21 protein-coding genes and 1 pseudogene are annotated in these 24,728 nt (G+C 55.1%); 14 read left to right on the top strand and 8 right to left on the bottom strand.

The window, feature by feature from the left end; translation table 11 throughout:
* The first annotated feature begins 169 nt into the window (after window positions 1-169).
* From N2M06_RS11000 to fbaA, 5 genes are all read left to right on the top strand, one after another.
* Entirely contained in the window at window positions 170-2,347 is a 2,178-nt protein-coding gene (locus tag N2M06_RS11000; RefSeq protein ID WP_317075231.1) for a malate synthase G, read from the top strand.
* A 314-nt stretch (window positions 2,348-2,661) separates the two neighbouring features.
* A complete protein-coding gene (locus N2M06_RS10995) occupies window positions 2,662-4,011 on the top strand; it encodes an MFS transporter (protein WP_346350775.1) in 1,350 nt (449 codons plus the stop codon).
* A gap of 429 nt (window positions 4,012-4,440) precedes the next feature.
* Entirely contained in the window at window positions 4,441-5,454 is a 1,014-nt protein-coding gene (gene epd, locus N2M06_RS10990; RefSeq protein ID WP_019934234.1) for an erythrose-4-phosphate dehydrogenase, read from the top strand.
* A gap of 40 nt (window positions 5,455-5,494) precedes the next feature.
* Window positions 5,495-6,658: a phosphoglycerate kinase gene (locus tag N2M06_RS10985; protein WP_346350774.1), complete on the top strand. Its 1,164-nt coding sequence runs from the start codon at window positions 5,495-5,497 to the stop codon at window positions 6,656-6,658.
* A gap of 60 nt (window positions 6,659-6,718) precedes the next feature.
* Window positions 6,719-7,798, top strand: coding sequence for a class II fructose-bisphosphate aldolase (gene fbaA, locus N2M06_RS10980; protein ID WP_019934232.1), 1,080 nt, complete (start codon window positions 6,719-6,721; stop codon window positions 7,796-7,798).
* A gap of 125 nt (window positions 7,799-7,923) precedes the next feature.
* On the opposite strand, the gene arcA is transcribed toward fbaA, so the two are convergent.
* The gene (gene arcA / locus N2M06_RS10975; RefSeq protein ID WP_019934231.1) at window positions 7,924-8,640 is read right to left on the bottom strand and encodes a two-component system response regulator ArcA; all 717 of its coding nucleotides are present in this window, start codon (window positions 8,638-8,640) and stop codon (window positions 7,924-7,926) included.
* A 404-nt stretch (window positions 8,641-9,044) separates the two neighbouring features.
* Between arcA and N2M06_RS10970 the strand changes: the two genes are divergently transcribed.
* On the top strand, window positions 9,045-9,536 hold the full coding sequence (locus N2M06_RS10970) for a putative 4-hydroxy-4-methyl-2-oxoglutarate aldolase (RefSeq protein WP_317075234.1): 492 nt from the start codon (window positions 9,045-9,047) through the stop codon (window positions 9,534-9,536).
* Between the two features lie 28 nt (window positions 9,537-9,564).
* On the opposite strand, the gene aceK is transcribed toward N2M06_RS10970, so the two are convergent.
* From aceK to map, 7 genes and pseudogenes are all read right to left on the bottom strand, one after another.
* A complete protein-coding gene (gene aceK / locus N2M06_RS10965; RefSeq protein ID WP_346350773.1) occupies window positions 9,565-11,280 on the bottom strand; it encodes a bifunctional isocitrate dehydrogenase kinase/phosphatase in 1,716 nt (571 codons plus the stop codon).
* Window positions 11,281-11,444: 164 nt separating this feature from the next.
* On the bottom strand, window positions 11,445-12,815 hold the full coding sequence (gene purB, locus N2M06_RS10960) for an adenylosuccinate lyase (protein ID WP_019934228.1): 1,371 nt from the start codon (window positions 12,813-12,815) through the stop codon (window positions 11,445-11,447).
* A gap of 35 nt (window positions 12,816-12,850) precedes the next feature.
* Complete coding sequence (gene hflD, locus N2M06_RS10955; protein WP_346350772.1) at window positions 12,851-13,474, bottom strand: high frequency lysogenization protein HflD; 624 nt, start codon at window positions 13,472-13,474, stop codon at window positions 12,851-12,853.
* Window positions 13,471-14,577, bottom strand: coding sequence for a tRNA 2-thiouridine(34) synthase MnmA (mnmA, locus tag N2M06_RS10950; protein ID WP_346350771.1), 1,107 nt, complete (start codon window positions 14,575-14,577; stop codon window positions 13,471-13,473). Before mnmA ends, hflD begins: the two co-directional genes overlap by 4 nt.
* A 138-nt stretch (window positions 14,578-14,715) precedes the next feature.
* Complete coding sequence (locus N2M06_RS10945; protein WP_346350770.1) at window positions 14,716-15,162, bottom strand: NUDIX hydrolase; 447 nt, start codon at window positions 15,160-15,162, stop codon at window positions 14,716-14,718.
* Between the two features lie 2 nt (window positions 15,163-15,164).
* A pseudogene (locus N2M06_RS10940) lies at window positions 15,165-15,764 on the bottom strand (pseudouridine synthase); the annotation flags it as partial.
* A 341-nt stretch (window positions 15,765-16,105) separates the two neighbouring features.
* A complete protein-coding gene (map, locus tag N2M06_RS10935) occupies window positions 16,106-16,891 on the bottom strand; it encodes a type I methionyl aminopeptidase (RefSeq protein ID WP_346350769.1) in 786 nt (261 codons plus the stop codon).
* A 283-nt stretch (window positions 16,892-17,174) separates the two neighbouring features.
* Between map and rpsB the strand changes: the two genes are divergently transcribed.
* The 8 genes from rpsB (at window position 17,175) to rseP (ending at window position 24,706) form a co-directional block, all read left to right on the top strand.
* Entirely contained in the window at window positions 17,175-17,900 is a 726-nt protein-coding gene (gene rpsB, locus N2M06_RS10930; RefSeq protein ID WP_019934222.1) for a 30S ribosomal protein S2, read from the top strand.
* 103 nt (window positions 17,901-18,003) lie between these two features.
* Complete coding sequence (gene tsf / locus N2M06_RS10925; RefSeq protein WP_019934221.1) at window positions 18,004-18,882, top strand: translation elongation factor Ts; 879 nt, start codon at window positions 18,004-18,006, stop codon at window positions 18,880-18,882.
* 72 nt (window positions 18,883-18,954) lie between these two features.
* Entirely contained in the window at window positions 18,955-19,686 is a 732-nt protein-coding gene (gene pyrH, locus N2M06_RS10920; protein WP_014293058.1) for a UMP kinase, read from the top strand.
* A 129-nt stretch (window positions 19,687-19,815) separates the two neighbouring features.
* The gene (gene frr, locus N2M06_RS10915) at window positions 19,816-20,373 is read left to right on the top strand and encodes a ribosome recycling factor (RefSeq protein WP_346350768.1); all 558 of its coding nucleotides are present in this window, start codon (window positions 19,816-19,818) and stop codon (window positions 20,371-20,373) included.
* A gap of 72 nt (window positions 20,374-20,445) precedes the next feature.
* Window positions 20,446-21,210 (top strand): polyprenyl diphosphate synthase, encoded by a 765-nt coding sequence (gene uppS, locus N2M06_RS10910; protein ID WP_346350767.1) that lies wholly within the window; start codon window positions 20,446-20,448, stop codon window positions 21,208-21,210.
* A gap of 102 nt (window positions 21,211-21,312) precedes the next feature.
* On the top strand, window positions 21,313-22,167 hold the full coding sequence (locus tag N2M06_RS10905) for a phosphatidate cytidylyltransferase (protein WP_346350766.1): 855 nt from the start codon (window positions 21,313-21,315) through the stop codon (window positions 22,165-22,167).
* Window positions 22,167-23,360: a 1-deoxy-D-xylulose-5-phosphate reductoisomerase gene (gene ispC, locus N2M06_RS10900; RefSeq protein ID WP_346350765.1), complete on the top strand. Its 1,194-nt coding sequence runs from the start codon at window positions 22,167-22,169 to the stop codon at window positions 23,358-23,360. Before N2M06_RS10905 ends, ispC begins: the two co-directional genes overlap by 1 nt.
* Window positions 23,357-24,706, top strand: coding sequence for a sigma E protease regulator RseP (gene rseP / locus N2M06_RS10895; protein WP_317075245.1), 1,350 nt, complete (start codon window positions 23,357-23,359; stop codon window positions 24,704-24,706). Before ispC ends, rseP begins: the two co-directional genes overlap by 4 nt.
* Window positions 24,707-24,728: the final 22 nt, after the last annotated feature.

Here is a 24,728-nt window from a genome sequence, read left to right as displayed (position 1 = left end):
AATAAATTTTTGGTAATAATCTTTTATTCACAAATTGTGAAGATCCTGTGACTATATAAAACAATTCGACTTTGCCTCTTTCCTCCTTCGCAGGTAAACTATCGCTCCCATGCGATTAGGGTTAGTGATCGGTCGAACACTACTGACAACTAGAATAGAAGAAGCAACTATGACGGAACGTACTCACCTCGGCACTTTGCAAGTCGCTACCGTTCTACATGATCTGGTAGTTAATGAAATCATTCCCGGTACCGGCGTTGAGCCCGCCGCGTTCTGGAGTGGCATGGAACAGATTGTTAACGATCTGGCCCCTAAAAACCGCGCTCTGCTGGAAAAGCGCGATGCACTGCAGAAGCAGATTGACGAATGGCATCATGCCAATGCTGGCAAGCCCCACGATGCCGCGGCCTACAAACAATTCCTGACCGACATCGGCTATCTGGTGCCGGAGGTGGAAGACTACAAAATTACCACCACCAACGTAGATGCTGAACTGGCGACACTTGCCGGCCCGCAGCTGGTGGTTCCGGTCAATAATGCCCGTTATTGCCTGAACGCCGCCAACGCCCGTTGGGGCAGCCTGTATGATGCTCTGTATGGCAGCGATGCCATTGCCGAGACGGATGGCGCTGAAAAAACCAAGTCACTGAACCCGCGTCGTGCCGAGAAGGTCATCGCCTGGGGTCGTAATCTGCTGGATCAGGCCGCTCCCCTGGCTGCCGGCAGCCATGCCGATGCCACTGCTTATGCCGTTGTTAATGGTCAGCTGCAGATCACGCTGGAAAACGGTGATACCACTACTCTGGCTGATGCCGACAAGTTCGCCGGTTATAAGGGTGACACTGCTGCACCTGCTTCGGTACTGCTGCGTAACAACGGTCTGCACATTGAGCTGCAGTTCGATGCTGCCAACCCGGTTGCCAAACTCGACAAGGCCGGCATCAAGGATCTGATCGTTGAAGCGGCCCTGTCCACCATCATGGACTGCGAAGATTCCGTAGCGGCGGTGGATGCCGAAGACAAAGTCGGCGTATACCGCAACTGGCTGGGCCTGATGAAAGGCACCCTGACCCAGAAAATTCAGAAGGGCGATAAAGAAATCATTCGTGCCCTGAATCCGGATCGCGAATATCTGAATCCGCAGGGTGAAGCCTTTACTCTGCACGGCCGCAGCCTGCTGTTTGTCCGCAACGTGGGTCACCTGATGACCAACGAAGCCGTTCTGGACAAAGACGGTAACGAAGTTCCGGAAGGCATCATCGACGGTCTGGTAACCTGTCTGATCGCCATTCACGACCTCAAGGGCAACGGCCAGTTCCGTAACTCCCGTACCGGCAGTGTATATATAGTTAAGCCCAAGATGCATGGTCCTGAAGAAGTGGCCTTTGCTGTTGAACTGTTCGGCCGCATCGAAAAAGTACTGGGTCTGGCGGAGAACACGCTGAAAGTCGGTATCATGGATGAAGAGCGCCGTACCAGCGCCAACCTGAAGTCTGCTATTTATGAAGCCCGTGACCGTGTTGTATTTATCAACACCGGCTTCCTGGATCGTACCGGCGATGAAATCCACACCAGCATGGAAGCCGGCCCGGTTGTCCGTAAAGGCAACATGAAGCAGCAGGCCTGGATCCAGTCTTACGAGAACAACAACGTCGATGTGGGTCTGGCGGCTGGCTTGCAGGGCAAGGCTCAGATTGGTAAAGGCATGTGGGCCATCCCCGACAATATGGCCGATATGCTGGAGCAGAAAATTGCTCACCCGCTGTCTGGTGCCAACACTGCCTGGGTACCGTCTCCGACTGCTGCCGTATTGCACGCCACTCACTACCATCAGGTGAACGTGAAGTCCCGTCAGGATGAGCTGAAGTCTCGCGAAGCGGCCAGCCTGGACGATCTGCTGACCATTCCGCTGCTGACTCAGGCCGATAAAGACGCCCTGACTGCAGACGAGATCCAGAATGAGCTGGACAACAACGCTCAGGGTATTCTGGGTTACGTGGTTCGCTGGATCGACCAGGGTGTGGGCTGCTCCAAGGTGCCCGACATCAACAACGTGGGCCTGATGGAAGACCGCGCTACCCTGCGTATTTCTGCTCAGCACATTGCCAACTGGCTGCGCCACGGCATTCTGACTGAAGAGCAGGTCATGGAGTCCATGAAGCGCATGGCCGCCATCGTAGACGAGCAGAACGCCGGTGATCCTTTGTATCGCAATATGGCTCCCGGCTTTGACGGCATTGCCTTCCAGGCAGCCTGTGCTCTGGTGTTCGAGGGTACCACTCAGCCCAGTGGTTACACTGAACCGCTGCTGCACGCCTACCGTCGCAAGCTGAAAGCTCAGGGTTAAGCCCGGCTTTTGCTTAACGAAAAACCCCCGGCCTCAGGCCGGGGGTTTTTGTTTGTAGGCGGTGTCGCCTGTATGTGCAGAAAAAGTCGGCCAAACGGCCGGCTTCCCGACACGTTTCGAGTACCTCCCTGTAGCGTCCGGCCAATACCATCCTGGTCGTGAACCTGCTCCTTTTGCCCTCCTTTCAGCATTCATTCCGGTGAAGAGACAAGAACAGTGATCTGTCGCGGGTTTTGAATGAATGAGGCTTGTTCAGCTCCGCGGCTTGCTGCCAATCTGAGCAATATTCATTTTTTATTCAGAGTGTTGCCATCATGATAAGACGTCTGGTTATCTCGCTGTCGTCGCTTATTTTCAGTGTATTTCTGCTGATGGGGGGGAATACCTTTGTGATGACCCTGCTGGGCGTTAACCTGGGGCTCAGGCAGGTGGAGCCGACGTTTATCGGCAGCATTATGGTGTGCTATTCGGTGGGCTTTGTGCTGGGTTCACTGTATGGCCCCAGAATGATCAAGCGGGTAGGGCATATTCGTGCCTTTGCGGTGTTCAGTGCTGTGTTGGCCAGCTCTACTCTGATTTTTCCGCTTACCGACAGCATTATTATCTGGGCGCTGCTGCGTGCGCTGAGCGGCATTGCCGTGGCCGGCAGTTTTGTGGTGATTGAAAGCTGGTTCAGTGCCGTGGCTACCAGTGATAACCGGGCTACCCTGTTTTTCGCTTACCAAATTTGTGCTTACATGGCGGCCACCGCCGGTCAGCTGCTGATTGGCTTTATCGATCCCGCCGCCTTTGTGCCTTTTACGCTCGGGGCTATTTTGCTGACCGCCGCTCTGGTGCCACTGTCACTGACGCGCATGGAAGCACCTACGGTAGAGCACAGTGAGCGTATCAGTTTGAAGGCCATAGTGCGCAGTGCGCCGGTAGGCCTGCTGGCGGCCCTGTGCAGTGGTGTGCTGATCAGCAGTTTTTATGCCATGGCACCGGTTTATGCCATTCAGGTTGGGCTGCCGGTGGATCAGTTGTCTTATTTTATGGCTGCGTCCATTTTTACTTTTATTCTGTTTGCCTGGCCTTTGGGGCGCTTGTGTGACCGGCTGGATCGCGGCCGCATCATGCTGGCCATCAATCTGGTGATAGCCCTGAGTGCGGCCGGCGTGATTATTGCCGGTGGTTATCATCTGGGCATTCTGATTGGTTTCTCAGCTCTCTATATGGGAATGGTGGCTTCCATCTACCCGGTGGCGGTGGCCATTACCAATGACCGTATGGAAGCTGAGCATATAGTGGCTGCCAGCACCACCCTGCTGCTGAGTTATGGGCTTGGCAGCTCCCTGGGGCCGCTGTTCAGCTCCGCCATGATGAGCTGGCTCGGCCCTCAGGGGCTTTATATCGGTTGTGCCGGTGTGGCGCTGTTGCTGGGTACTTACACCTGGTGGTGGCAGCGGCGTACTCCTGAATTACCGGTGGAAGAGCAAGCGGCTTATATTGCTACGCCGGTAGACACTGCCGGGGTGATCACCGAGCTGGATCCCCGTAACGAAGAATTTGTGGGCTTGCCCATGGAGGAGGTGTTTCCGGATCTGGAAGAGGAAGCCATTGCCGAGGCCAGTGCCGGTCAGATGGAGCTGGAGCTGACTGTACCTGAGGCCGAAAAAGCGGAGTAGATACCGGCCTGATGCGCACGGGTTGGCCTTTCATACAGAAATGGGGTAGTGTCATTAAACCGTCACTGACCGGCGGTATTCTGAGTCTGGTTTCAATCAGCGAGGACAAGTCCATGGATAGTGTGCCGCTTATGAAGGCTGTCTCGACCCCGCCCGCCTGTATTTGGTCGGCGGATGACTGTTACCCTGCCAGAGTGCTGCACTGGTTGCAGCAACAAGCCGGACAGGCAGAGGTTATTCCGATTGTTACCGAGCCTGAGCCTGATCTGGAAGTTGTGTGAATTTTGTTCCCCCGGCCAGCCACTGGCCGGGGTTTTTCCTTTTTCGGGCCTGTATCACTGCCTTCACCATTCCCCTTGCTTTCAATCCTCGTTAGACTTGGCATTGTTTTAAATACTGAGCCTTGAGCCAAGCAGGAAGCAAACAGCCATGATTCGACTCGCCATTAATGGTTACGGCCGTATCGGCCGCAGTGTGTTGCGCGCTTTTTATGAGCGTGGACTTGATCAACACATGAAAATTGTGGCCATTAACGAGCTGGCTGAGCCTGAAGCCATGGCGCATCTTACCCGTTATGACTCCAGCCATGGTCGTTTTGGTCAGGAAGTAACGCTGGATGGTCACCATCTGCGTATTGGTGACGATCTTATTCGCTTGTGTCACGAGCCAGAAGCAAACAAGTTGCCCTGGAGCGAGCTTGGCGTAGATCTGGTGCTCGATTGCACCGGTGTGCTGTCAAGCCGTGCTGATGCCGGCCTGCACATGGCCGCGGGAGCGGGGCGGGTGTTGTTTTCCCACCCGGCCGACAGCGATGTGGATGCCACCATAGTGTATGGGGTTAACCATCAGCAGCTGACCGGTGATGAAACCATTGTTTCCAACGCGTCATGCACTACCAATTGTGTGGTACCGGTGATCGAGACCCTGCATCGAGTATTTACCATCAAGTGTGGCAATATCACCACCATTCATTCCGCCATGAACGATCAGCAGGTGATTGACGCTTATCACAGCGATCTGCGCCGGACCCGTGCAGCGAGTCAGTCCATTATTCCGGTAGATACCAAGCTGGCTAAAGGGGTTGAGCGCATTTTGCCACATTTTGCCGGCAAGTTTGAGGCTATCTCCGTGCGTGTTCCTACCATTAACGTGACCGCCATGGATCTGAGTATTATTGTGGAAAAGCATGCGTCAGTAGCAGAGGTGAACCGGGTACTGAAAGACGCCGCCGCCGGACCACTGCGAGGTATTCTTGATTACACCGAAGCGCCGCTGGTGTCGGTAGACTTTAATCACGATCCCCATTCTTCCATTATTGACGGCACCCAGACGCGGGTCAGTGATGCCAACCTGATTAAAATGCTGATGTGGTGTGATAACGAATGGGGCTTTGCCAACCGCATGCTGGACACCAGTCTGGCCTGGCTGGCCGCGGGAAAATAAATCCATAACACAACCGTACTGCCAATTTAGAGGACGTAATATGTCTGTCATCAAAATGAATGAACTCAGCCTGTCCGGCAAGCGGGTACTGATCCGTGCTGACCTGAACGTGCCGGTAAAAAACGGCAAAGTCGGCTCAGATGCCCGTATTCTCGCTTCTCTTCCCACGATTGAAGCAGCCTTGGCCAAGGGCGCCAAGGTGATGGTGACGTCGCATCTGGGACGCCCCACTGAAGGTGAGTTTGCCGACGAGTTCTCTCTGCAACCGGTGGTGGACTATCTGGCTGGCAAACTGTCTGTGCCGGTGCGGCTGGCCAGTGATTACCTGAATGGCCTCGATATTGCTGAGGGCGAGCTGGTGGTACTGGAAAATGTGCGCTTTAACAAAGGCGAGAAAAAAGACGATGAGACCCTGTCGCGCCAGTATGCTGCGCTCTGTGATGTCTTTGTGATGGATGCGTTTGGAACAGCACATCGTGCCCAGGCTTCTACTCATGGTGTTGCCAAATACGCCCCCGTGGCCTGTGCCGGTCCGCTGCTGTCTGCCGAGCTGGAGGCCCTGGCCAAGGCCATGGATAAGCCCGCCCGGCCCATGGTGGCCATAGTAGGCGGCTCCAAGGTATCTACCAAACTGACCGTACTGGAGTCATTGTCCAAGGTGGCCGATCAGCTGGTAGTGGGAGGCGGTATTGCCAATACCTTTATTGCGGCGGCCGGCCATGATGTGGGTAAATCACTCTATGAGCCCGACTTGCTCGATACCGCCAGAAAGCTGGCAGCCGAATGTGCCATTCCTCTGGCCACTGATGTTGTGGTGGGCACCGAGTTTTCCGAGCAGGCCGATGCTGCTGTCAAGCCGGTTAACGAAGTGGAAGCCGACGATATGATTTTTGATCTTGGCCCCGACTCTGCCGACGCCCTGGCCAGGATCCTGAAAGAAGCCAAAACCATTCTGTGGAACGGCCCGGTGGGTGTGTTTGAGTTTGATCAGTTTGCTCACGGCACCGAAGTCGTGGCCAACGCCATTGCCGAGAGCGATGCCTTTTCCATTGCCGGTGGCGGCGATACTCTGGCGGCCATCGACAAGTTTGGGATCAAGGACAAGGTATCTTACATTTCCACCGGTGGCGGTGCTTTTCTTGAGTTTGTAGAAGGCAAGACTCTGCCGGCGGTGGCTGTTCTGGAGCAACGTGCTCAGAGCTAACTCTTATTTACTACTGCGGCTGGTTACTCCGGCCGTAAGCAAGCTTACAGGAGCAAGATAATGTCTCAGAAGATTTCCGATGTGGTCAAGCCGGGTGTAGTCAGCGGCGATGACATGCAGAAGATTTTTGAAATCGCCAAGGCCGGTAAATTTGCCCTGCCGGCGGTTAACGTTGTGGGTACCGACTCGGTTAACGCTGTCATTGAAGCTGCAGCCAAGGTTCAATCACCGGTGATTGTGCAGTTCTCCAATGGCGGTGCCGCCTACTTCGCCGGTAAGGGGCTTAAGATGGAAGGCCATCAGGCTGCCATTCTGGGTGCCATTTCCGGTGCCCGTCATGTGCATGCGGTCGCTGAAGCCTATGGTGTGCCGGTGATACTGCACACTGACCACGCCGCCAAAAAACTGCTGCCCTGGATTGACGGCCTGCTTGACGCCGGCGAAAAACACTTTGCCGAAACCGGCAAGCCGCTGTTCAGCTCTCATATGATTGATCTCTCTGAAGAGAGCCTGGAAGAAAATATCGAGATCTGTGCTCAGTATCTGGCGCGTATGAGCAAGATTGGCATGACCCTGGAAATTGAGCTGGGCTGCACCGGTGGTGAAGAAGACGGCGTTGATAATACCGGCATGGACAGCTCTTTGCTGTACACCCAGCCGGAAGACGTGGCTTATGCCTATGAGAAGCTGAGTGCCATCAGTGACAAGTTCACCATTGCCGCGTCTTTTGGCAACGTGCACGGTGTGTACAAGCCCGGTAACGTCAAGCTGACCCCGAAAATTCTGGATAACTCCCAGAAGTTCGTCTCGGAAAAGTTTGGCCTGGCACCCAAGTCTCTGAACTTCGTGTTCCATGGCGGCTCCGGCTCTTCTGCGGAAGAGATTAAGGAATCCATCGAGTACGGTGTGATCAAGATGAACATCGACACCGATACTCAGTGGGCCACCTGGGCCGGCGTGATGAATTACTACAAGGAAAAGGAAGCCTATTTGCAGGGGCAGATAGGCAATCCGGACGGCGACGACAAGCCCAACAAAAAGTATTACGACCCCCGTGTCTGGCTGCGTGAAGGTCAGCTCAGCATGATCGCCCGCCTTGAGCAGGCGTTCCGTGAGCTGAATGCCGTTAACGTGCTGTAAGGCTTTATCTGCAAAAAATACCGGCCATCTGGCCGGTATTTTTTTCGGTGTGTGGGCTGGCTTTTCATATTCCGGCCCTGAGCCGGAATTCAGAATGCCGGATCAAGACCCGGCATGACGGGCGTTTACCCTTCCAGCTCGCCGCAGAAGCGGTAGCCTTCGCCGTGAATAGTGGCGATGATTTCAGGAGTGTCGGGCACCGACTCAAAATGCTTGCGAATGCGGCGAATGGTGACGTCCACGGTGCGATCGTGAGGCTTGAGCTCACGGCCGGTCATTTTCTTCAGCAGCTCGGCACGGCTCTGGATCTGGCCCGGATGCTCACAGAAATGCACCATGGCACGAAATTCACTGCGCGGCAGCTTGAACACTTCACCGTTGGGGCTGAGTAATGCACGGCTGTTGATGTCCAGAGTCCAGCCGTTGAAGCGATAGGCTTCTACCTGCTTGTCATCTTCCTGAGCATCGGGAGCCTGCATGGTACGACCCAGCAGATTACGGGCACGAATGGTCAGCTCGCGAGGGTTAAAGGGCTTGGTAATGTAGTCGTCGGCGCCGATTTCAAGGCCCAGGATCTTGTCGACTTCGTTATCACGACCAGTGAGGAACATCAGCGCCAGATTGTGTTGCTCGCGAAGCTCACGGGCCAGCAGCAGACCGTTCTTGCCGGGCAGGTTGATGTCCATAATGACCAGGTTCACCTTATGGCTGGACAGGGCTTTGTACATCTCTTCGCCATCGGTGGCTTCCAGTACAGCGTAGCCTTCTGCCTCAAAAATGCCTTTAAGGGTATTGCGGGTGACCAGTTCGTCTTCAACGATAAGAATGTGTGGAGTCTGCATGAGCTTACCTGTTCTCTGAATGTAAAAATACTGTCATCGGCACTGTGATAGCAGCGAAGGCTGAGTTGTCCGTTTTTTGTGTAACAAACTTACGATATCAAGCGAAAACGGCCCGCCTGGACCACAGTGCAGTTATTATTTTTTATATGCATCCCATGCAGTTGCTGCGTCATACCCAACAGATTAGAAAACGGGAAGAACAGAGGTCCTTTTAATAGTTTGATGTTATTTTAACAGTTAACAGGGGCATAACAACAGTTTGCGGCGGATATTGTTAAATTGTTTTATGGCCTGGTTTGATCCAGGTCAAGCATCAATTTAACAAAACTGCTGTTTTTTTAGCGAACTGTTACACTCTGCAGCCCGGGGCTCAGGTCTGAGCCTGTATTGATAACGGAGGACACATGCTCGATTTGTTGCCGGATCTGTGTGATGAACATGCAGATAAAGTAAAAGTGTTGGATCCCATCTTCCGCGATTTTGGTGCCAGTCCGCTGTTCTGGGGGCAGGCGGTCACGGTACGTTGCTATGAAGACAACTCCCGGGTCAGGGAGCTGGTTGCTCAGCCCGGTACCGGTAAGGTATTGGTCGTGGACGGTGGCGGCCTGCTGCGTTGCGCGTTGATGGGCGATATGCTGGCTGAAAAAGCGCTGGAAAATGGCTGGGAAGGCATTGTTATTCATGGTGCCATTCGCGATGCCGGCACGCTTGGGGGACTTTCTCTGGGGATCAAGGCGCTGGCGGCCTGCCCTGTCCGCTCCGAGAAGCGCGGCGAAGGCGTGGTAGACGTGCCGGTCACTTTTGCAGGTGTCACCATTCAGCCGGGTGACTACGTTTACTCCGATCTTAACGGTGTTCTGATTTCCCGCGAACCCCTGAGCCATCCACAGCTTTGATGTTTGTGTGAGGAGTGAGGAGATCACCTCACTCCTCACCATCCTTATATTTAAACCGCTGCCGCCGGCGGTAAGGAAATATATCTGCTACTCGTCCCTGCTCAATGTTGCGTTGCAACTGTCGCCAGTACTGTGCGCTGAATAACTCCATATGCTGTTCGTTAAAGGCAGCACGAATACGGGGGTTATAGAGCAGAAAGGTTTTAAACTCCTCCGGGAATACATCACTGGGTCCTACCGAGTACCAGGGCTCAGGACTGAGCTGATCCTGAAGATGGTCGGTTCTGGGAATGTCGCGAAAATGACATTCTGTCATATAGGCGATTTCATCATAGTCATAGAAAATTACCCGGCCATGACGGGTAACACCAAAGTTCTTGAACAGCATGTCACCGGGAAAGATATTGGCCGCCGCCAGCTGCTTGAGTGCATTGGCGTATTCTTCAAGCGCATCACTCAGTTGCTCTCCTTCTGCCTGATCCAGATAGAGGTTAAGAGGCGTCATGCGCCGCTCGGTATACAGATGATGAATGATTAACCGGTCATCTTTAATGGTTAATAACGAAGGGACCTCCCTTTGCAGCTCATCAAGCAGCTCGGGGCTGATGCGGTTAAGGGGCAATTCAAAGTTGGTAAACTCCATGGTGTCAGCCATTCGGCCCACTCTGTCATGCTGTTTTACCAGCCGGTATTTTGCCTTGACAGTATCACGATCTACGGTTTTGGGTGGTGTGAAGTGATCTTTAATGATTTTGAATACCACATCAAAGGAGGGCAGGGTAAAGACGCACATCACCATGCCTTTTATACCTCTGGCAGGGACAAAGTTATCTTTTGAATGCTGCAGGTGCTGCAGAAAGTCCCGGTAGAAAATGGTTTTTCCGTGCTTCTGCCAGCCGATGGCGTTGTAAATTTCATAGTCGGACTTATTGGGCAGCAGAGGGCGCAGAAACTGTACCAGCAGTGAAGGTCCGGGGCACCAGACCATAAAGTAGGCCCGGGCAAATCCAAACAGAATGGACGCGTCATCATGACTGAGCAGCAGGGTATCCAGGAGCAGGCCGTCGTCACCATGTATCAGCGGAATAATAAAAGGCAAAGGCCCTTCAGGCCGCTCCAGGCGGCCAATCAGATAAGCTCCCTTGTTGCGGTAAAACAGAGTATTAATCACGGTCAGTTCAAGAGATGCGTCTGCCAGTCCTTGTTCGGCCAGCTTTTGTTCAGCCTGGGCCAGACCCTGTTCGAGCTGAATAAAAGGCCTGTCCAGCTTCAGGCGGGCAAGCAAGGCTCGCAAGGTATGCGCTATTTCTCCCGGTGCCATGGTATAGCGCCAGGTGCATGATGAAAGATCCTGCTCGCCGGGCTGAGGCACAAAGGGATGGATATAAAGATTTTCGGCACGAATGCTGCGATGACGGGTAGATCGCCGGTATACCGAGTTGTAGAAAGACTCGGCCATATCCGGATTAGGGTGGCCGATCAGCAAGTCATTGAAAGATTGTTTGAGGGCTTTCAGCTCATGGTGGCGCAGCGGACCCCGGTTATAGTCGAGGACGGCACGCACCGTATTATTCACATATTCATCATACAGCCAGATGCGCCGGCGTGAGGCCAGTTGCACGCCACTCCAGTCCTGAGCTTCAAAGCGGCTTTTTGCACCTTGTGTGATCACCAGAAAATAGCGGTGAAACGCATCAAATCCGCGCATCACAATATGCGCCATTTCTCCCGTACGACTGTTCATTGCACCGTTGCTCCTCATTAAGTCCGGAGCATATGTTAATAACATCAACGAAAGGAAAGCGAAGGGGGAGTGAGCGTTTTGTGGTCTGCCGCAAGCTGCCACCAAAGCAGCAAAGCAAATTTGTGAAGCAGGACGAAGCAGGCTTGCTTCGTCCTGTTTGAGTATTACTTCAGCTCGTCAGTCAGTTTAACCGCGCGGCCGATATAGTTTGCGGGAGTCAGTTGCTTGAGTTCATCCTTAACGGACTCGGGCAGTTCCAGGGTGTCGATAAAGGCGCGCATGCCGGCACCGTCTACCCGCTTGCCACGGGTCAGCTCTTTCAGCTTCTCGTAGGGCTTTTCAATACCGTAGCGGCGCATGACGGTCTGCACCGGCTCGGCCAGCACTTCCCAGTTCTGATCCAGATCGGCGGCCAGGGCATCCGGGTTGGCTTCCAGCTTGCTGATGCCCTTCAGGGTGGCCTGATAGGCAATCAATGAGTAGCCTACGGCCACACCCAGGTTACGCAGCACGGTACTGTCGGTGAGGTCCCGCTGCCAGCGGGACACCGGCAGCTTGGCAGCCAGGTGGTTGAAGATGGCATTGGCCAGCCCCAGGTTACCCTCGGAGTTTTCAAAGTCGATGGGGTTAACCTTGTGGGGCATGGTGCTGGAGCCGATTTCGCCGGCCACGGTTTTCTGCTTGAAGTAACCCACAGAGATATAACCCCATACGTCCCGGTCAAAGTCGAGCAGTATGGTATTGAAACGGGCGACCGCATCAAACAGCTCGGCAATGTAGTCGTGGGGTTCAATCTGGGTGGTGTAGGGATTCCAGGTCAGACCCAGACCAGTCACGTACTTTTCAGAAAAAGCGTGCCAGTCCACTTCCGGATAGGCGGAGATATGCGCGTTATAGTTGCCCACGGCACCATTGATCTTGGCCAGCAGTTCAATACTCTTGATTTGCTTGAGCTGGCGCTCCAGGCGGTAGGCCACGTTGGCCATTTCCTTACCCAGAGTGGTGGGGGAGGCGGGCTGACCATGTGTGCGGCTCAGCATGGGCAGATCACGATACAAAGCGGCGAGGCGCTTCACTTCATCCACCAGCTGCTGGCAATAAGGCACTACCACATCATCGCGGCCGGCTCTCAGCATCAGGGCATGGGCGTTGTTGTTGATGTCTTCACTGGTGCAGGCAAAGTGAATAAACTCGCTCACCGCAGCCAGCTCGGGCAGGGTTTCTACTTTTTCCTTCAGAAAGTATTCCACGGCTTTTACGTCGTGGTTGGTGGTGCGCTCAATGTCCTTGATGCGCTGACCGTCAGCTTCATTGAAGTTGGCCACGATGGCGTCAAGCAGGGCGTTGGCTTCATCAGAGAAGGCGGGCACTTCGGCAATGGCCGGCTCGGCCGCCAGCGCCTGCAGCCAGCGCACTTCCACTTCCACGCGAAAACGCAACAGACCAAATTCGGAAAAAATGGCGCGTAGCGCCTCGGTTTTGCTGCCGTAACGGCCATCGACCGGGGAAATGGCCGTTAATGCTGACAATTCCATCAACTGAAACTCCTGAAGGTTGGGGGGTAAAAAGATTAATAACGCAATACTGCCTGGGCCTGAGCCACCAGCCGCTTGCGGGAAAACAGAATATGCCGGCGCTTGCCGCCCAGTTGCCGCCACAGCACGGCACTGCGAATGCCCGCCAGCAGCAGGGCACGAATTTGGTGCTGTACCATGGGCTGTTGCAGGTGGCTGGGGTTGCCCGCCACCTGAATACGCGGGCCGATGGGGCTGACAATATCGCTGTAAATGCCGGCCAGGTTGGCCAGCACCTGCTCGTCGAGCAGGTCAAAGTGATGCAGCTGGCGCTTGACCTGGCTGATGCGCTCACCCAGCATCGACATCAGATCCCGCCGCTTGGCCAGTTTGCGTTCCAGCGCCACCACACCCACCAGATAACGGGTGAGCTCGGCATCTTTTTTGCTGCTGTCGCCGTTCAGCTGTTCAATCAGGGTCTGATAGCCAAGACGCAGGTTTTCATGGCCGCCATAAATATCGGCCGACTGCTCGGCGTCGGTCACCAGAATGCTGTTCAGGGTCGTGGCCAGCACATCCTTGTCATCAATTCTGCCCTCTCGGGCCACTTGTTGCACCAGACGTGCGGCCTGACAGATGCCGGCAAAGGCCAGGGTTTGATTTTCCAGACTATGACTCACGCTTGATCCTTGTTGAAACGGGTTTCAATAATGCCGCCGCCAAGGCATACCTCACCCTTGTAGAACACCGCAGACTGACCCGGGGTGACTGCGGCCTGAGGCTCATCAAAGGTCACGCGAATGGTGTCGGCGTCTAACGGCTCAATGGTGCAGGGAATGTCGGTCTGGCGGTAACGGGTTTTTACCGTGCAGCGCAGGGGGGCGGTAAGGGGCTGACGATCCACCCAGTGCAGCTGACGGGCAATCAGTCCGTCGGAATAGAGCCGTGGATGATCTCCCTGAGCCACCACCAGCACATTGCGCTCCACTTCCTTGTCCACTACGTACCAGGGCTCATCACCGGCGTTTTTCAGACCGCCGATGCCAAGCCCCTTGCGCTGGCCAAGGGTGTGATACATCAGGCCCTGATGCTGGCCAATCACCTCGCCGTTTACGGTTTCAATATTGCCCGGCTGAGCGGGCAGGTAGCGGGCCAGAAAGTCGGTAAACTTGCGCTCGCCGATAAAGCAGATGCCGGTGGAGTCTTTTTTCTTGGCGGTGACCAGCTCCAGCTGCTCGGCAATGCGGCGCACCTCGGGCTTTTCCAGCTCGCCCACCGGAAACAGGCTTTTGGCTACCTGCTGAGAACTCAGAGTGTAAAGGAAGTAACTCTGATCCTTGTTGCCGTCAATGCCGCGCAGCAGTCTGGGCTCATCGTCAAAGCTGCGGCGCACATAGTGACCGGTGGCAATGTAATCGGCCCCCAGATCCTCGGCGGCAAATTCCAGAAACGCCTTGAACTTGATTTCTTTATTGCAAAGGATATCGGGGTTGGGGGTGCGGCCGGCCTTGTATTCCGCCAGAAAGTGCTCGAACACATTGTCCCAGTATTCGGCGGCAAAGTTGATGGTGTGCAGTTCAATGCCGAGCTTGTCACACACCGCCTGAGCATCGCGCAGATCTTCTGCCGCAGAGCAGTATTCGTCGGTGTCGTCTTCTTCCCAGTTTTTCATGAACAGGCCTTCCACCTGATAGCCCTGCTGTTGCAGCAGATAGGCTGAAACGGAAGAATCCACACCGCCGGACATGCCGACAATCACTTTAACCTGACTGTTATCGCTCATAACGCCCATTACCCGATTGCAAAACGGGCGCTATTTTACCAGACAAATGCCGTGAGGGGGAGGGAGCTTTCTTTGAGGGAGCAGGGAATAGGGACTGGGGAATGGTGGATAGGGAGTCGACTCCCTAATCCCCAGTCCCTAGTCCCAGCCTTTAAGCGCCGAGATTGGAAACCGCTCTCCCGCCAGGTAATCCTGCAGAGAGGCCAAAATCAGCGGGCTGCGCAATTGTTTGCCGAGGGCTTCAATTTCAGCCAGCGTCAGCCAGTGGCAGCGAATAATGTCACCGTCGGGGTCCTGCGGGTTTGTTGGCAGTGGCTCGGCCACTTCGGTGCAGAAGGTAAAACGCACAAAGTGCTTGCCGTTGTCCGGTGCCGTGTACTGGTATACGCCCACCGCTTGCTCCAGGGGCAAGTCCAGACCTGTCTCTTCCAGCAGCTCGCGCCTGGCACCGTCCAGCAGGTTTTCACCGGGTTCCAGATGGCCGGCGGGCTGATTGAACATCACTTGGCCCTGCTGCCATTCTTCCACCATTAAAAAACGTTCACCGGCGCGCACTATTACCGCCAGGGTTACCGCATGACTCATCAAACTTTTCTCCATTGTCCGGGTTGCAGGCTGTCCAGGGTCCAGTTGCCCACGGCGTAGCGTATCAGCCGCAAGGTAGGGAAGCCGATATGGGCGGTCATGCGCCGTACCTGGCGGTTGCGCCCCTCGGTAATTTTTATCTCCAGCCAGGTGGCGGGAATATTTTTACGTTCGCGAATGGGCGGGTTGCGCGGCCAGATCGCCGGCTCGTCCATGCGCCTGACTTGTGCCGGCAGGGTGGGGCCGTCCTTCAGCGTAACGCCCTGGCGCAGCTTATCGAGATCGGCTTCGCTGGGGTCACCTTCCACCTGTACCCAATAGGTTTTGGCGGTCTTGCGCCCGGGCTGGGTCAGGCGGGCATTGAGCGCGCCGTCGTTGGTCAGCACCAGCAGGCCCTCGCTGTCGCGATCCAGCCGGCCGGCGGCATACACACCGGGTACGTCCACGTAATCGGCCAGGGTCTCGCGACCGTTGCCGTCGGTAAACTGGCACAGCACCATATAAGGCTTGTTCAGCAATAAAGTCACCGGCGGGCCCGAGGGCTGTTTCGGTGCCGGCTTGCGGGGGCGGCGGGCAGGGGGGCGTATAGACTTGGGTTTCATGGGAGTGATTCAGGGAATAGGGAATGGGGAGCAGGGAGTTGGAAAATGTTGGCTGTTATTCCAACAAGCGACACCAATATTTCACGAAGCAGCAGCGGGGATTGCCGTAGCCGACCGTCAAATGTCATGGCCGAAAAGTTGCTCCTGCATTTTCGGCATTTCCGCCATCCTTGGCGGGCAGATGCATTTGCCGAGCGTCCATGGGGCGAGCTTACTCGCCGTGACGAATCAGTAAAGCCTGACCGAACATCCAGTGAATGTTCGCAGCAGGCTTTACTGGTGAGTGGCATCCACCGAAGCGTGTTGGCGGAGCGCAACCGCGCTGCTGCTTCGTATTGTGGTCAGGCGGTGATGATCCGCGGCAGAGTATCGTCCTTGCGCAGGGTCAGTACTTCGCAGCCGGTGTCGGTCACCAGAATGGTGTGCTCATACTGGGCCGACAGGCTGCGGTCCTTGGTCACCACTGTCCAGCCGTCGGCCAGCATCTTGCTGTGGCGTTTGCCCACGTTAATCATGGGTTCAATGGTCAGGCACATGCCGGCCTTCAGCACCTCACCGGTGCCAGGCTTGCCGTAATGCAATACCTGAGGCTCTTCATGAAACTCGGCACCAATGCCGTGGCCGCAGTATTCCCGCACTACCGAATAGTTGTGGGCCTCGGCATGCTTCTGAATGGCGGCACCGATGTCACCCAGGTGTACCCCGTCCTTCACCATTTTAATGCCTATTTCCATGCATTCCTGGGTTACCCGGCACAGGCGCTCGGCCATAATGCTGGGCTTGCCCACGGTAAACATTTTGGAGGTATCACCGTGATAGCCGTCTTTGATCACGGTAATGTCGATATTCAGAATATCACCGTCTTTCAGCTTTTTGTCTGAGGGAATACCGTGGCAGATCACATGATTTACCGAGGTGCAGATGGATTTGGGAAAGCCATGATAGTTCAGTGGTGCCGGAATGGCCTGTTGCTCATTCACAATATAATCGTGACAGATTTGATTGAGTTCGTCGGTGGTGACGCCGGGCTTGATGTAAGGCTCGATCATTTCCAGCACTTCCGCGGCCAAGCGGCCGGCCACGCGCATTTTTTCTATTTCTTCCGGGGTTTTTATGACTATGCTCATATTCGTCTCTGTTACTGGCGGCGTTAGGCGGGCGTACCCGTGAAAGGGCCAAAAGTGTACCCTTGCCGGCGGCTAACTTCCAGCACCGAAATCAGCGCTCATGCTGGTGCGGAGCATGCAATTGTGGTATAAAGCGCGCCGTGATGCAGGTTTGATCAAAATCAGCATTGCAACCACATTCACTTTTTTAACACACACACACATCGGCACATGCTCCAGGGTGCCTTCGGGTCGGAGTCATGGGATGTGTGGAGGCCTAACCCAATACATATTTGAGGAAATCATGGCACAAGTATCAATGCGCGACATGCTGAAAGCCGGCGTTCACTTCGGTCACCAGACCCGTTTCTGGAACCCCAAGATGAAGCCTTACATTTTCGGCGCCAGCAACCGGGTTCACATCATCAACCTGGAAAAAACCGTTCCCCTGTTCAACGATGCGCTGAACTACCTGGGTAACGTGGCCTCCAAGAAAGGTAAAATCCTGTTTGTTGGTACCAAGCGCGCAGCTTCTGAAGCCGTTAAAGAAGCCGCTACCAACTGCGATCAGTTCTATGTGAACCATCGCTGGCTGGGCGGTATGCTGACCAACTGGAAAACCGTGCGTCAGTCCATCAACCGCCTGAAAGACCTGGAAGCGCAGGCTCAGGACGGTACTTTTGAAAAGCTGACCAAGAAAGAGGCGCTGATGCGTACTCGTGAAATGGAAAAGCTTGAGAAGTCCCTGGGTGGTATCAAGGACATGGGCGGTCTGCCCGACGTACTGTTCGTTATCGACGCCGATCACGAGCACATCGCTATCAAGGAAGCCAATAACCTGGGCATCCCTGTGGTTTCTGTTGTAGACACCAACTCCAACCCGGACAGCGTTGACTACATCATTCCCGGTAACGATGACGCCATCCGCGCCGTTCAGCTGTATCTGAACGCTGCTGCCGACGCCGTTAACGCTGCCCGCGCGCAAGATCTGGCCGTACAAGCCGAAGACAACTACGTCGTAGAAGAATAATAAAGACTGAGCATTTGCTCACGCCTTTATTAACCATACGCAAGTGATAGGTTAACAGGGGCCATGTGCCCCTGTTTTCTTAACAAGACCGAGGACATTACGAATGGCAAACATTACCGCCGCCCTGGTAAAAGAACTCCGCGAGCGCACTGGCGCCGGCATGATGGATTGTAAAAAAGCCCTGATCGAAGCCAATGGTGATATCGAGCAGGCCATTGAAGACATGCGTAAATCCGGCCAGGCCAAAGCCGCCAAAAAAGCCGGCCGCATTGCTGCCGAAGGTATCATTCTGGCCCGTCAGGCCGGCAATGTAGCCGTACTGGTAGAAATGAACAGCGAAACCGACTTTGTTGCCAAAGATGCCAGCTTCCTAGCTCTGGGTGATCAGATTGTTGAGCTGGCCCTGGCCAACAAGATTGGCGACGTAGACACTCTGAAAGCCGCCACTCTGGCCAACGGCGAAACCGTTGAAACCGCCCTGACCAACCTGATCGCCAAGATCGGTGAGAACATGAGCCTGCGCCGTGTTGCTCTGGTAGAAGGCGACAATGTAGTGACTTATCTGCACGGCACCCGCATCGGCGTTATCGCCAACCTGCAGGGTGGCGACGAAGAGCTGGCCAAAGACGTGGCCATGCACGTGGCTGCTTCCAGCCCGCAGTTCGTCAAGCCCGAAGACGTTTCTGAAGAAGTGGTTGCCAAAGAGCGCGAAATTCAGGTTGAAATCGCTGTTAACTCCGGCAAGCCGAAAGAAATTGCCGAGAAAATGGTTGAAGGCCGCATGAAGAAATTCACCGGTGAGATCTCTCTGACCGGCCAGCCTTTTGTTAAGGATCCGTCTGTTTCTGTTGGCGACCTGCTCAAGCAGAAAGGTGCCGACGCTCAGGGCTTTATCCGCTTTGAAGTGGGTGAAGGCATCGAGCGTAAAGAAGAAGACTTCGCTGCCGAAGTTCAGGCTCAGATCGCCGCTTCCAAGGGTTAATTCCCTGCTTTTTTAATGCTATTCAGACCGCGACATTCCGTCGCGGTCTTTCTATGACCAGGAATAGAAAGCATGAGTACCAATCCGAAACCCGCATACAGACGCATTCTTCTCAAGCTCAGCGGCGAAGCCCTGCAGGGTGAAGAAGGCTTTGGCATTGATCCTGCCGTACTGGAGCGTATGGCTCAGGAAATCAAGGAACTGGTTGAGCTGGGTGTTCAGGTCGGCCTGGTGATTGGCGGCGGTAACCTGTTCCGTGGTGCGGGCCTGGCCAAAGCGGGCATGAACCGCGTGGTGGGCGACCACATGGGTATGTTGGCCACCGTGATGAATGGTCTGGCCATGCGCGATGCTTTGCACCGTGCTTATGTGAATGCCCGTCTGATGTCTGCCATTACCCTTGAAGGCGTGTGCGACAGCTACAACTGGGCCGATGCCATCAGTCTGCTGCGCAAGGGCCGGGTAGTGATCTTCTCTGCCGGCACCGGCAACCCCTTCTTTACCACCGACTCTGCCGCTTGCCTGCGCGGTATTGAAATTGAAGCCGATGTGGTGCTCAAGGCCACCAAGGTAGACGGTGTGTTCAGTGAGGATCCGGTCAAAAATCCCGATGCCGAGCTGTACCATCATCTGGGTTATGATGATGTGCTCGACCGTGAGCTTAAGGTCATGGACCTGGCTGCCTTTACGCTGGCACGGGACCATAACCTGCCTATTCGTGTATTTAACATGAATAAGCCGGGCGCGCTGCGTCGTGCTGTTATGGGTGAAACCGAAGGCACTCTGATCAGTAACAAGCTTTGATATTTTGTAAGGAGTAAGGGGAGAAGAGTGAGGAATAAAACACGAACCCGACAGCCATTGCTGGTGGGTTTGCGTCTTTCGCTTCACGCCTGACCCCTCACCCCTCACTCACAAAAAAGGATAACGACCGTGATAAACGACATTAAAACCGACGCCAAGACCCGCATGGAAAAAAGCGTCGAAGCGCTGAAATCCCAGATGAACAAGGTGCGCACCGGTCGTGCTCACCCCAGCCTGCTCGACACCATTCATGTGGATTACTACGGTGCTTCCACGCCGTTGAATCAGCTGGCCAACATCACTACCGAAGATTCCCGCACCCTGGCAGTGACCGTGTTTGACCGCTCCATGATTCAGGCTGTTGAGAAGGCCATCATGATGTCTGATCTGGGCCTGAACCCGTCCAGCGCCGGTGCCATGATCCGCATTCCGCTGCCGCCGCTGACCGAAGAGCGCCGCAAGGATCTGATCAAGGTAGTGCGCAATGAAGCCGAACTGGGCCGTGTGGCTATTCGCAATATTCGTCGCGATGCCAATAACAGCCTTAAAGCGTTGCTGAAAGACAAGGAAATCTCTGAAGACGACGAGCGTCGTGGTCAGGATGATGTTCAGAAAATCACCGATACTTTTATCAAGCAGGTAGACGATGCACTGGCTGCCAAAGAGAAAGAGTTAATGGAAATCTGATAGTTACATCAGGTATAGTAGCCGACGCCGCGTAGCTGCCTGCGCGGCGTTTGTTTTTGTGCAGGAGTGATTATGCCAGCTACGGCAGCACCGAATAATGACGCGCGTTTACCTCGCCATGTGGCCATTATTATGGACGGCAACGGCCGCTGGGCCGAGCAAAGAGGCAAGTTCAGAGTGTCCGGTCATAAGGCCGGCGTCAAGTCGGTGCGGGCAGCGGTCACTTTCGGCTATAAACTTGGCCTTGATGCCCTGACCCTGTTCGCCTTTTCCAGTGAAAACTGGCGCCGGCCGGAAGAGGAAGTCAGCGCTTTAATGAGCCTGTTTATTGCCGTGCTGGGCTCGGAAGTACGCAAGCTGCATCACAATAATATTCGGCTGCGCATTATCGGCGATCGCAGCGCCTTTGCTCCTCACCTGCAGCGCAAAATTGACGATGCAGAGCGTCTTACCGCCAACAATACCGGTCTTACTCTTAATATTGCTGCCAATTATGGTGGCCGCTGGGATATTACTCAGGCGGCCCGCCTGCTTGCAGAGCAGGTAGCGGGTGGCGAGCTGAAGGCGGAAGACATTACCGAGGAGCAGCTGGACAAGCATATACAGATGGCAGAGCTTGCTCCTGTCGATCTGTTGATCCGTACCGGTGGTGAGCAGCGTATCAGCAACTTTTTGCTGTGGCAGCTGGCCTATGCCGAGTTTTACTTCACTCCTGTGTTGTGGCCGGACTTTGGGGAAGATGCCTTCAGCGAGGCCATTGCTGCTTTTGTTAGTCGGGAGCGGCGTTTTGGCTGTACCGGTGCTCAGATCAGGGAGTTGCTGGCACAAAAGGCCTGAGCGCAGGTCCGGCCTCAGCGGATCAGCCTGACCGGCAGCCACAATAAAAGAGGCCGACAGAACTAACACTGAGCGGATAACAAATAAGAACGAGGATACCTCTTGCTAAAGCTTCGTATTATTACGGCCCTGTGCCTGATCCCTGTGGTGCTGGGGGCAGTTTTTTTACTGCCCCTGCCGTTTTTTGCTCTTTTTGCCACTGTGGTTTATCTGCTGGCAGGAAGAGAGTGGGGGCGTTTTATTGATGCCGGAAAGTCTAATGTCGTCATGGTATTTCTGGCTTTGGTACTGGTGGCACTGATGGCTGCAGTGCCCATTGAGCATATCTGGGCCAATGGCCTGCATCCCTGGATTGGCATTGTGCTGACGGCCGGTGCACTCTGGTGGCTGGTGGCCCTGCCTCTGGTATTGCGTTACCCCCAAAGCCGTGGTCTCTGGCAAAACCGGCCCTGGCTTAAAGCGCTGTTTGCCCTGCTCAGTCTGGTGCCGTTTTTCTGGTCGCTGCTGGTGCTGCGCAGTTATCAGTATGAGCAGGACGCCCACTACGGTGCCTGGCTGCTGCTGTTTGTGATGGCGCTGGTATGGGCTGCCGACACTGGTGCCTACTTTGCCGGCAAAGCCTTTGGCAAACACAAGCTGTGCCCGCGGGTCAGCCCGGGTAAGACCATTGAAGGCATGCTTGGTGGTGTTCTTGCGGCCTGTTTGCTGGCGCTGGCGGTTACTTATGCCATTGACCTGAGCAGTGCGCAGCGCACGGCTGTGTTGCTGGCATCTGTAGTGGCGGTGCTGGCGTCCGTGCTGGGGGATCTGGTTGAAAGCATGTTCAAACGGGAAGCCGGCATAAAAGACTCCGGCAGCATTCTGCCCGGCCATGGCGGCATTATGGACCGCATCGACAGCCTGACGGCAGCACTGCCGGTGTTTGTGGTGGTCTATCAACTGGCAGGGCAGGGCTGATGCAACAGCTGACCATACTGGGGGCCACAGGCTCCATCGGCCAGAGCACCCTGTCTGTGGTGCGCCGCCATCCCGAGCAATTTTCTGTTTTTGCGCTGACGGCTTGTCAGCAGCTACCACAAATGCTGGCCGACTGCCTGGAATTTTCACCCCGTTATGCGGTGATGGCCGTACCGGCTGCGGCTGCACAGTTGCGCCAGATGCTGGCACAAAGCGGCAGTACCACAACCGTCCTGGAAGGCACTGAAGCGCTGTGCCGGGTAGCGGATGATGCCGAGGTGACGGTGGTAATGGCGGCCATAGTGGGAGCGGCCGGTTTGTTGCCGACACTGGCGGCAGTGCAGGCGGGCAAGCGGGTACTGCTGGCCAATAAAGAAGCTCTGGTCATGAGCGGCGAGCTGTTTATTGACGCCGTGCACCAAAGTCATGCCGAGCTGCTGCCGGTAGACAGTGAGCATAATGCCATTTTTCAGTGTCTGCCCGAGGCGCTGCAGCGCAATCCCGGCCGGGGGTGCCTGAATCACGCCGGCATCAGCAAACTACTCCTGACCGGCTCCGGCGGTCCGTTTCGTTATACTCCGGTCAGTGAGCTCACCGCTGTTACGCCGGCACAGGCAATAAACCACCCCAACTGGTCCATGGGGCCTAAAATTTCCGTTGATTCCGCCACCATGATGAACAAGGGCCTGGAATATATAGAGGCCCGCTGGCTCTTTAACGCGGCACCAGAGCAGATTGAAGTACTGGTTCATCCGCAGTCGGTCATTCATTCCATGGTGCAGTACTCGGACGGTTCCGTCTTGGCCCAGCTTGGACAGCCGGATATGATGACACCTATTGCCCATGCGCTGGCCTGGCCCGAGCGAATGGAGTCGGGTGTGGCACCGCTGGATTTTACCCGGCTGGGTGAGCTCAGTTTTATGGCACCGGATATGGCCCGTTACCCCTGCCTTGAGCTGGCGATGGACGCCTGTGCACAAGGGCAGGGAGCCACGACGGCACTGAATGCCGCCAACGAAGTGGCGGTAGCCGCGTTTTTGAATCAAGACATTGGCTTTATGACCATCGCTGATATTAACCGCAAAGTCACAGAGCAGCTGGGTACCACCAGAGCGGTAATACTGGAAGATATACTGGCGCTGGATGAAGAAGCGCGCCGGCTGGCTGTACAACTTATCAGGACACACACATGACCGGAATATTATGGAATCTGGGTGCCTTTATCGTTGCCCTGGGCATACTGGTAGCGGTGCATGAATATGGTCACTTCTGGGTGGCCCGGCGCAATGGCGTAAAAGTAGAGCGGTTTTCCATCGGTTTTGGCAAGCCCATCTGGCGCAGAACCGGCCGCGATGGCACTGAATATGTGGTGGCCATGATCCCCCTGGGGGGCTATGTCAAAATGCTTGACGGCCGCGTGGATGAGGTGCCGCCTGAGTTGGCTGATCAGGCGTTCAACAATAAGTCGGTATGGGCACGAATGGCGATTGTGGTAGCCGGTCCCATGGCCAACTTTCTGTTTGCTGTGTTTGCCTTCTGGCTGATGTTTCTGATTGGTGTGCCCTCGGTCAAGCCGGTAGTACGTGATGTGGTTCCTGAATCTCCGGCGGCGGTGGCCGGTGTTCAGCCGGGCATGCAAATTACCGCCATTAACGGCAACGACATTCTGACCTGGGAAGACGTCAATTTCTCCCTTATCGGCAGCATTGGTGCTGAGCAAACCGTCATCACGGTACAAAACGACAGCGGACGTCAGCAGCAACTGGCGGTGCCGCTTGCCCGCTGGCAGTTTGATCCTGACAGTGAGTCGCCCATTACTGCGCTGGGGCTGATGCCCGAAGGCCCTGTTGCCACCCTTACGCTTGAACAGGTCATGGCGGATGGAGCCGGTGAACAGGCAGGGTTACAGTCCGGTGACCAGATAACACAGGCAAATGGTGAAATACTGCGCGACTGGAATCACTTTGTGGCACTGGTGCAGTCTTCTCCTGAACAACCGATGGAACTTGTGGTACTGCGTGATGGTCAGAGGCTCGACCTGACACTGACCCCGGCGCTGCGTGAGACCAACCGCCAGGCCGTGGGCTATGTCGGGCTGGCACCTGCTGTGCTGCCTGTAGACGAACGCTATCGCTTTGAGCTGACCTACGGACCGCTGGAAGCGGCATGGCATGGCATGGAGCGGACCTGGGAGCTGACGGTGCTGACGTTTAACATGATTGGCAAGCTGCTGACCGGCATTGTCTCGGTGGATAACCTGAGCGGGCCCATCTCCATCGCCAAAGGTGCCGGTGCCAGTGCCGGTTTTGGTCTGGTGTACTTTCTGAGCTTTATGGCGCTGGTCAGTGTTAACCTCGGCATTATCAATTTGCTGCCGTTACCGGTACTCGACGGCGGCCACCTGCTGTTTTATATGGTGGAAGCGGTAACCGGACGACCGGTACCGGAGAAAATACAGGAACTGGGTTTCAGAATTGGAGCGGCTCTGTTGGTGTTACTGATGGGGCTGGCACTGTTTAACGATATTGGTCGCCTGTGAGCGGCAAGACACAAGGACAACG

Origin of the sequence: Oceanimonas sp. AH20CE76 (assembly GCF_039654065.1) — a bacterium.
Classification (GTDB): domain Bacteria; phylum Pseudomonadota; class Gammaproteobacteria; order Enterobacterales; family Aeromonadaceae; genus Oceanimonas; species Oceanimonas smirnovii.
This window is presented reverse-complemented; position numbering and strand designations above follow the sequence as displayed.

What these genes read in the sequence shown, in the direction of transcription:
- N2M06_RS11000 (WP_317075231.1), top strand. Translation starts at nt 170, where the DNA reads ATGACGGAACGTACTCACCTCGGCACTTTGCAAGTCGCTACCGTTCTA.
- N2M06_RS10995 (WP_346350775.1), top strand. Translation starts at nt 2,662, where the DNA reads ATGATAAGACGTCTGGTTATCTCGCTGTCGTCGCTTATTTTCAGTGTA.
- epd (WP_019934234.1), top strand. Translation starts at nt 4,441, where the DNA reads ATGATTCGACTCGCCATTAATGGTTACGGCCGTATCGGCCGCAGTGTG.
- N2M06_RS10985 (WP_346350774.1), top strand. Translation starts at nt 5,495, where the DNA reads ATGTCTGTCATCAAAATGAATGAACTCAGCCTGTCCGGCAAGCGGGTA.
- fbaA (WP_019934232.1), top strand. Translation starts at nt 6,719, where the DNA reads ATGTCTCAGAAGATTTCCGATGTGGTCAAGCCGGGTGTAGTCAGCGGC.
- arcA (WP_019934231.1), bottom strand. Translation starts at nt 8,640, where the DNA reads ATGCAGACTCCACACATTCTTATCGTTGAAGACGAACTGGTCACCCGC.
- N2M06_RS10970 (WP_317075234.1), top strand. Translation starts at nt 9,045, where the DNA reads ATGCTCGATTTGTTGCCGGATCTGTGTGATGAACATGCAGATAAAGTA.
- aceK (WP_346350773.1), bottom strand. Translation starts at nt 11,280, where the DNA reads ATGAACAGTCGTACGGGAGAAATGGCGCATATTGTGATGCGCGGATTT.
- purB (WP_019934228.1), bottom strand. Translation starts at nt 12,815, where the DNA reads ATGGAATTGTCAGCATTAACGGCCATTTCCCCGGTCGATGGCCGTTAC.
- mnmA (WP_346350771.1), bottom strand. Translation starts at nt 14,577, where the DNA reads ATGAGCGATAACAGTCAGGTTAAAGTGATTGTCGGCATGTCCGGCGGT.
- N2M06_RS10945 (WP_346350770.1), bottom strand. Translation starts at nt 15,162, where the DNA reads ATGAGTCATGCGGTAACCCTGGCGGTAATAGTGCGCGCCGGTGAACGT.
- map (WP_346350769.1), bottom strand. Translation starts at nt 16,891, where the DNA reads ATGAGCATAGTCATAAAAACCCCGGAAGAAATAGAAAAAATGCGCGTG.
- rpsB (WP_019934222.1), top strand. Translation starts at nt 17,175, where the DNA reads ATGGCACAAGTATCAATGCGCGACATGCTGAAAGCCGGCGTTCACTTC.
- tsf (WP_019934221.1), top strand. Translation starts at nt 18,004, where the DNA reads ATGGCAAACATTACCGCCGCCCTGGTAAAAGAACTCCGCGAGCGCACT.
- pyrH (WP_014293058.1), top strand. Translation starts at nt 18,955, where the DNA reads ATGAGTACCAATCCGAAACCCGCATACAGACGCATTCTTCTCAAGCTC.
- uppS (WP_346350767.1), top strand. Translation starts at nt 20,446, where the DNA reads ATGCCAGCTACGGCAGCACCGAATAATGACGCGCGTTTACCTCGCCAT.
- ispC (WP_346350765.1), top strand. Translation starts at nt 22,167, where the DNA reads ATGCAACAGCTGACCATACTGGGGGCCACAGGCTCCATCGGCCAGAGC.
- rseP (WP_317075245.1), top strand. Translation starts at nt 23,357, where the DNA reads ATGACCGGAATATTATGGAATCTGGGTGCCTTTATCGTTGCCCTGGGC.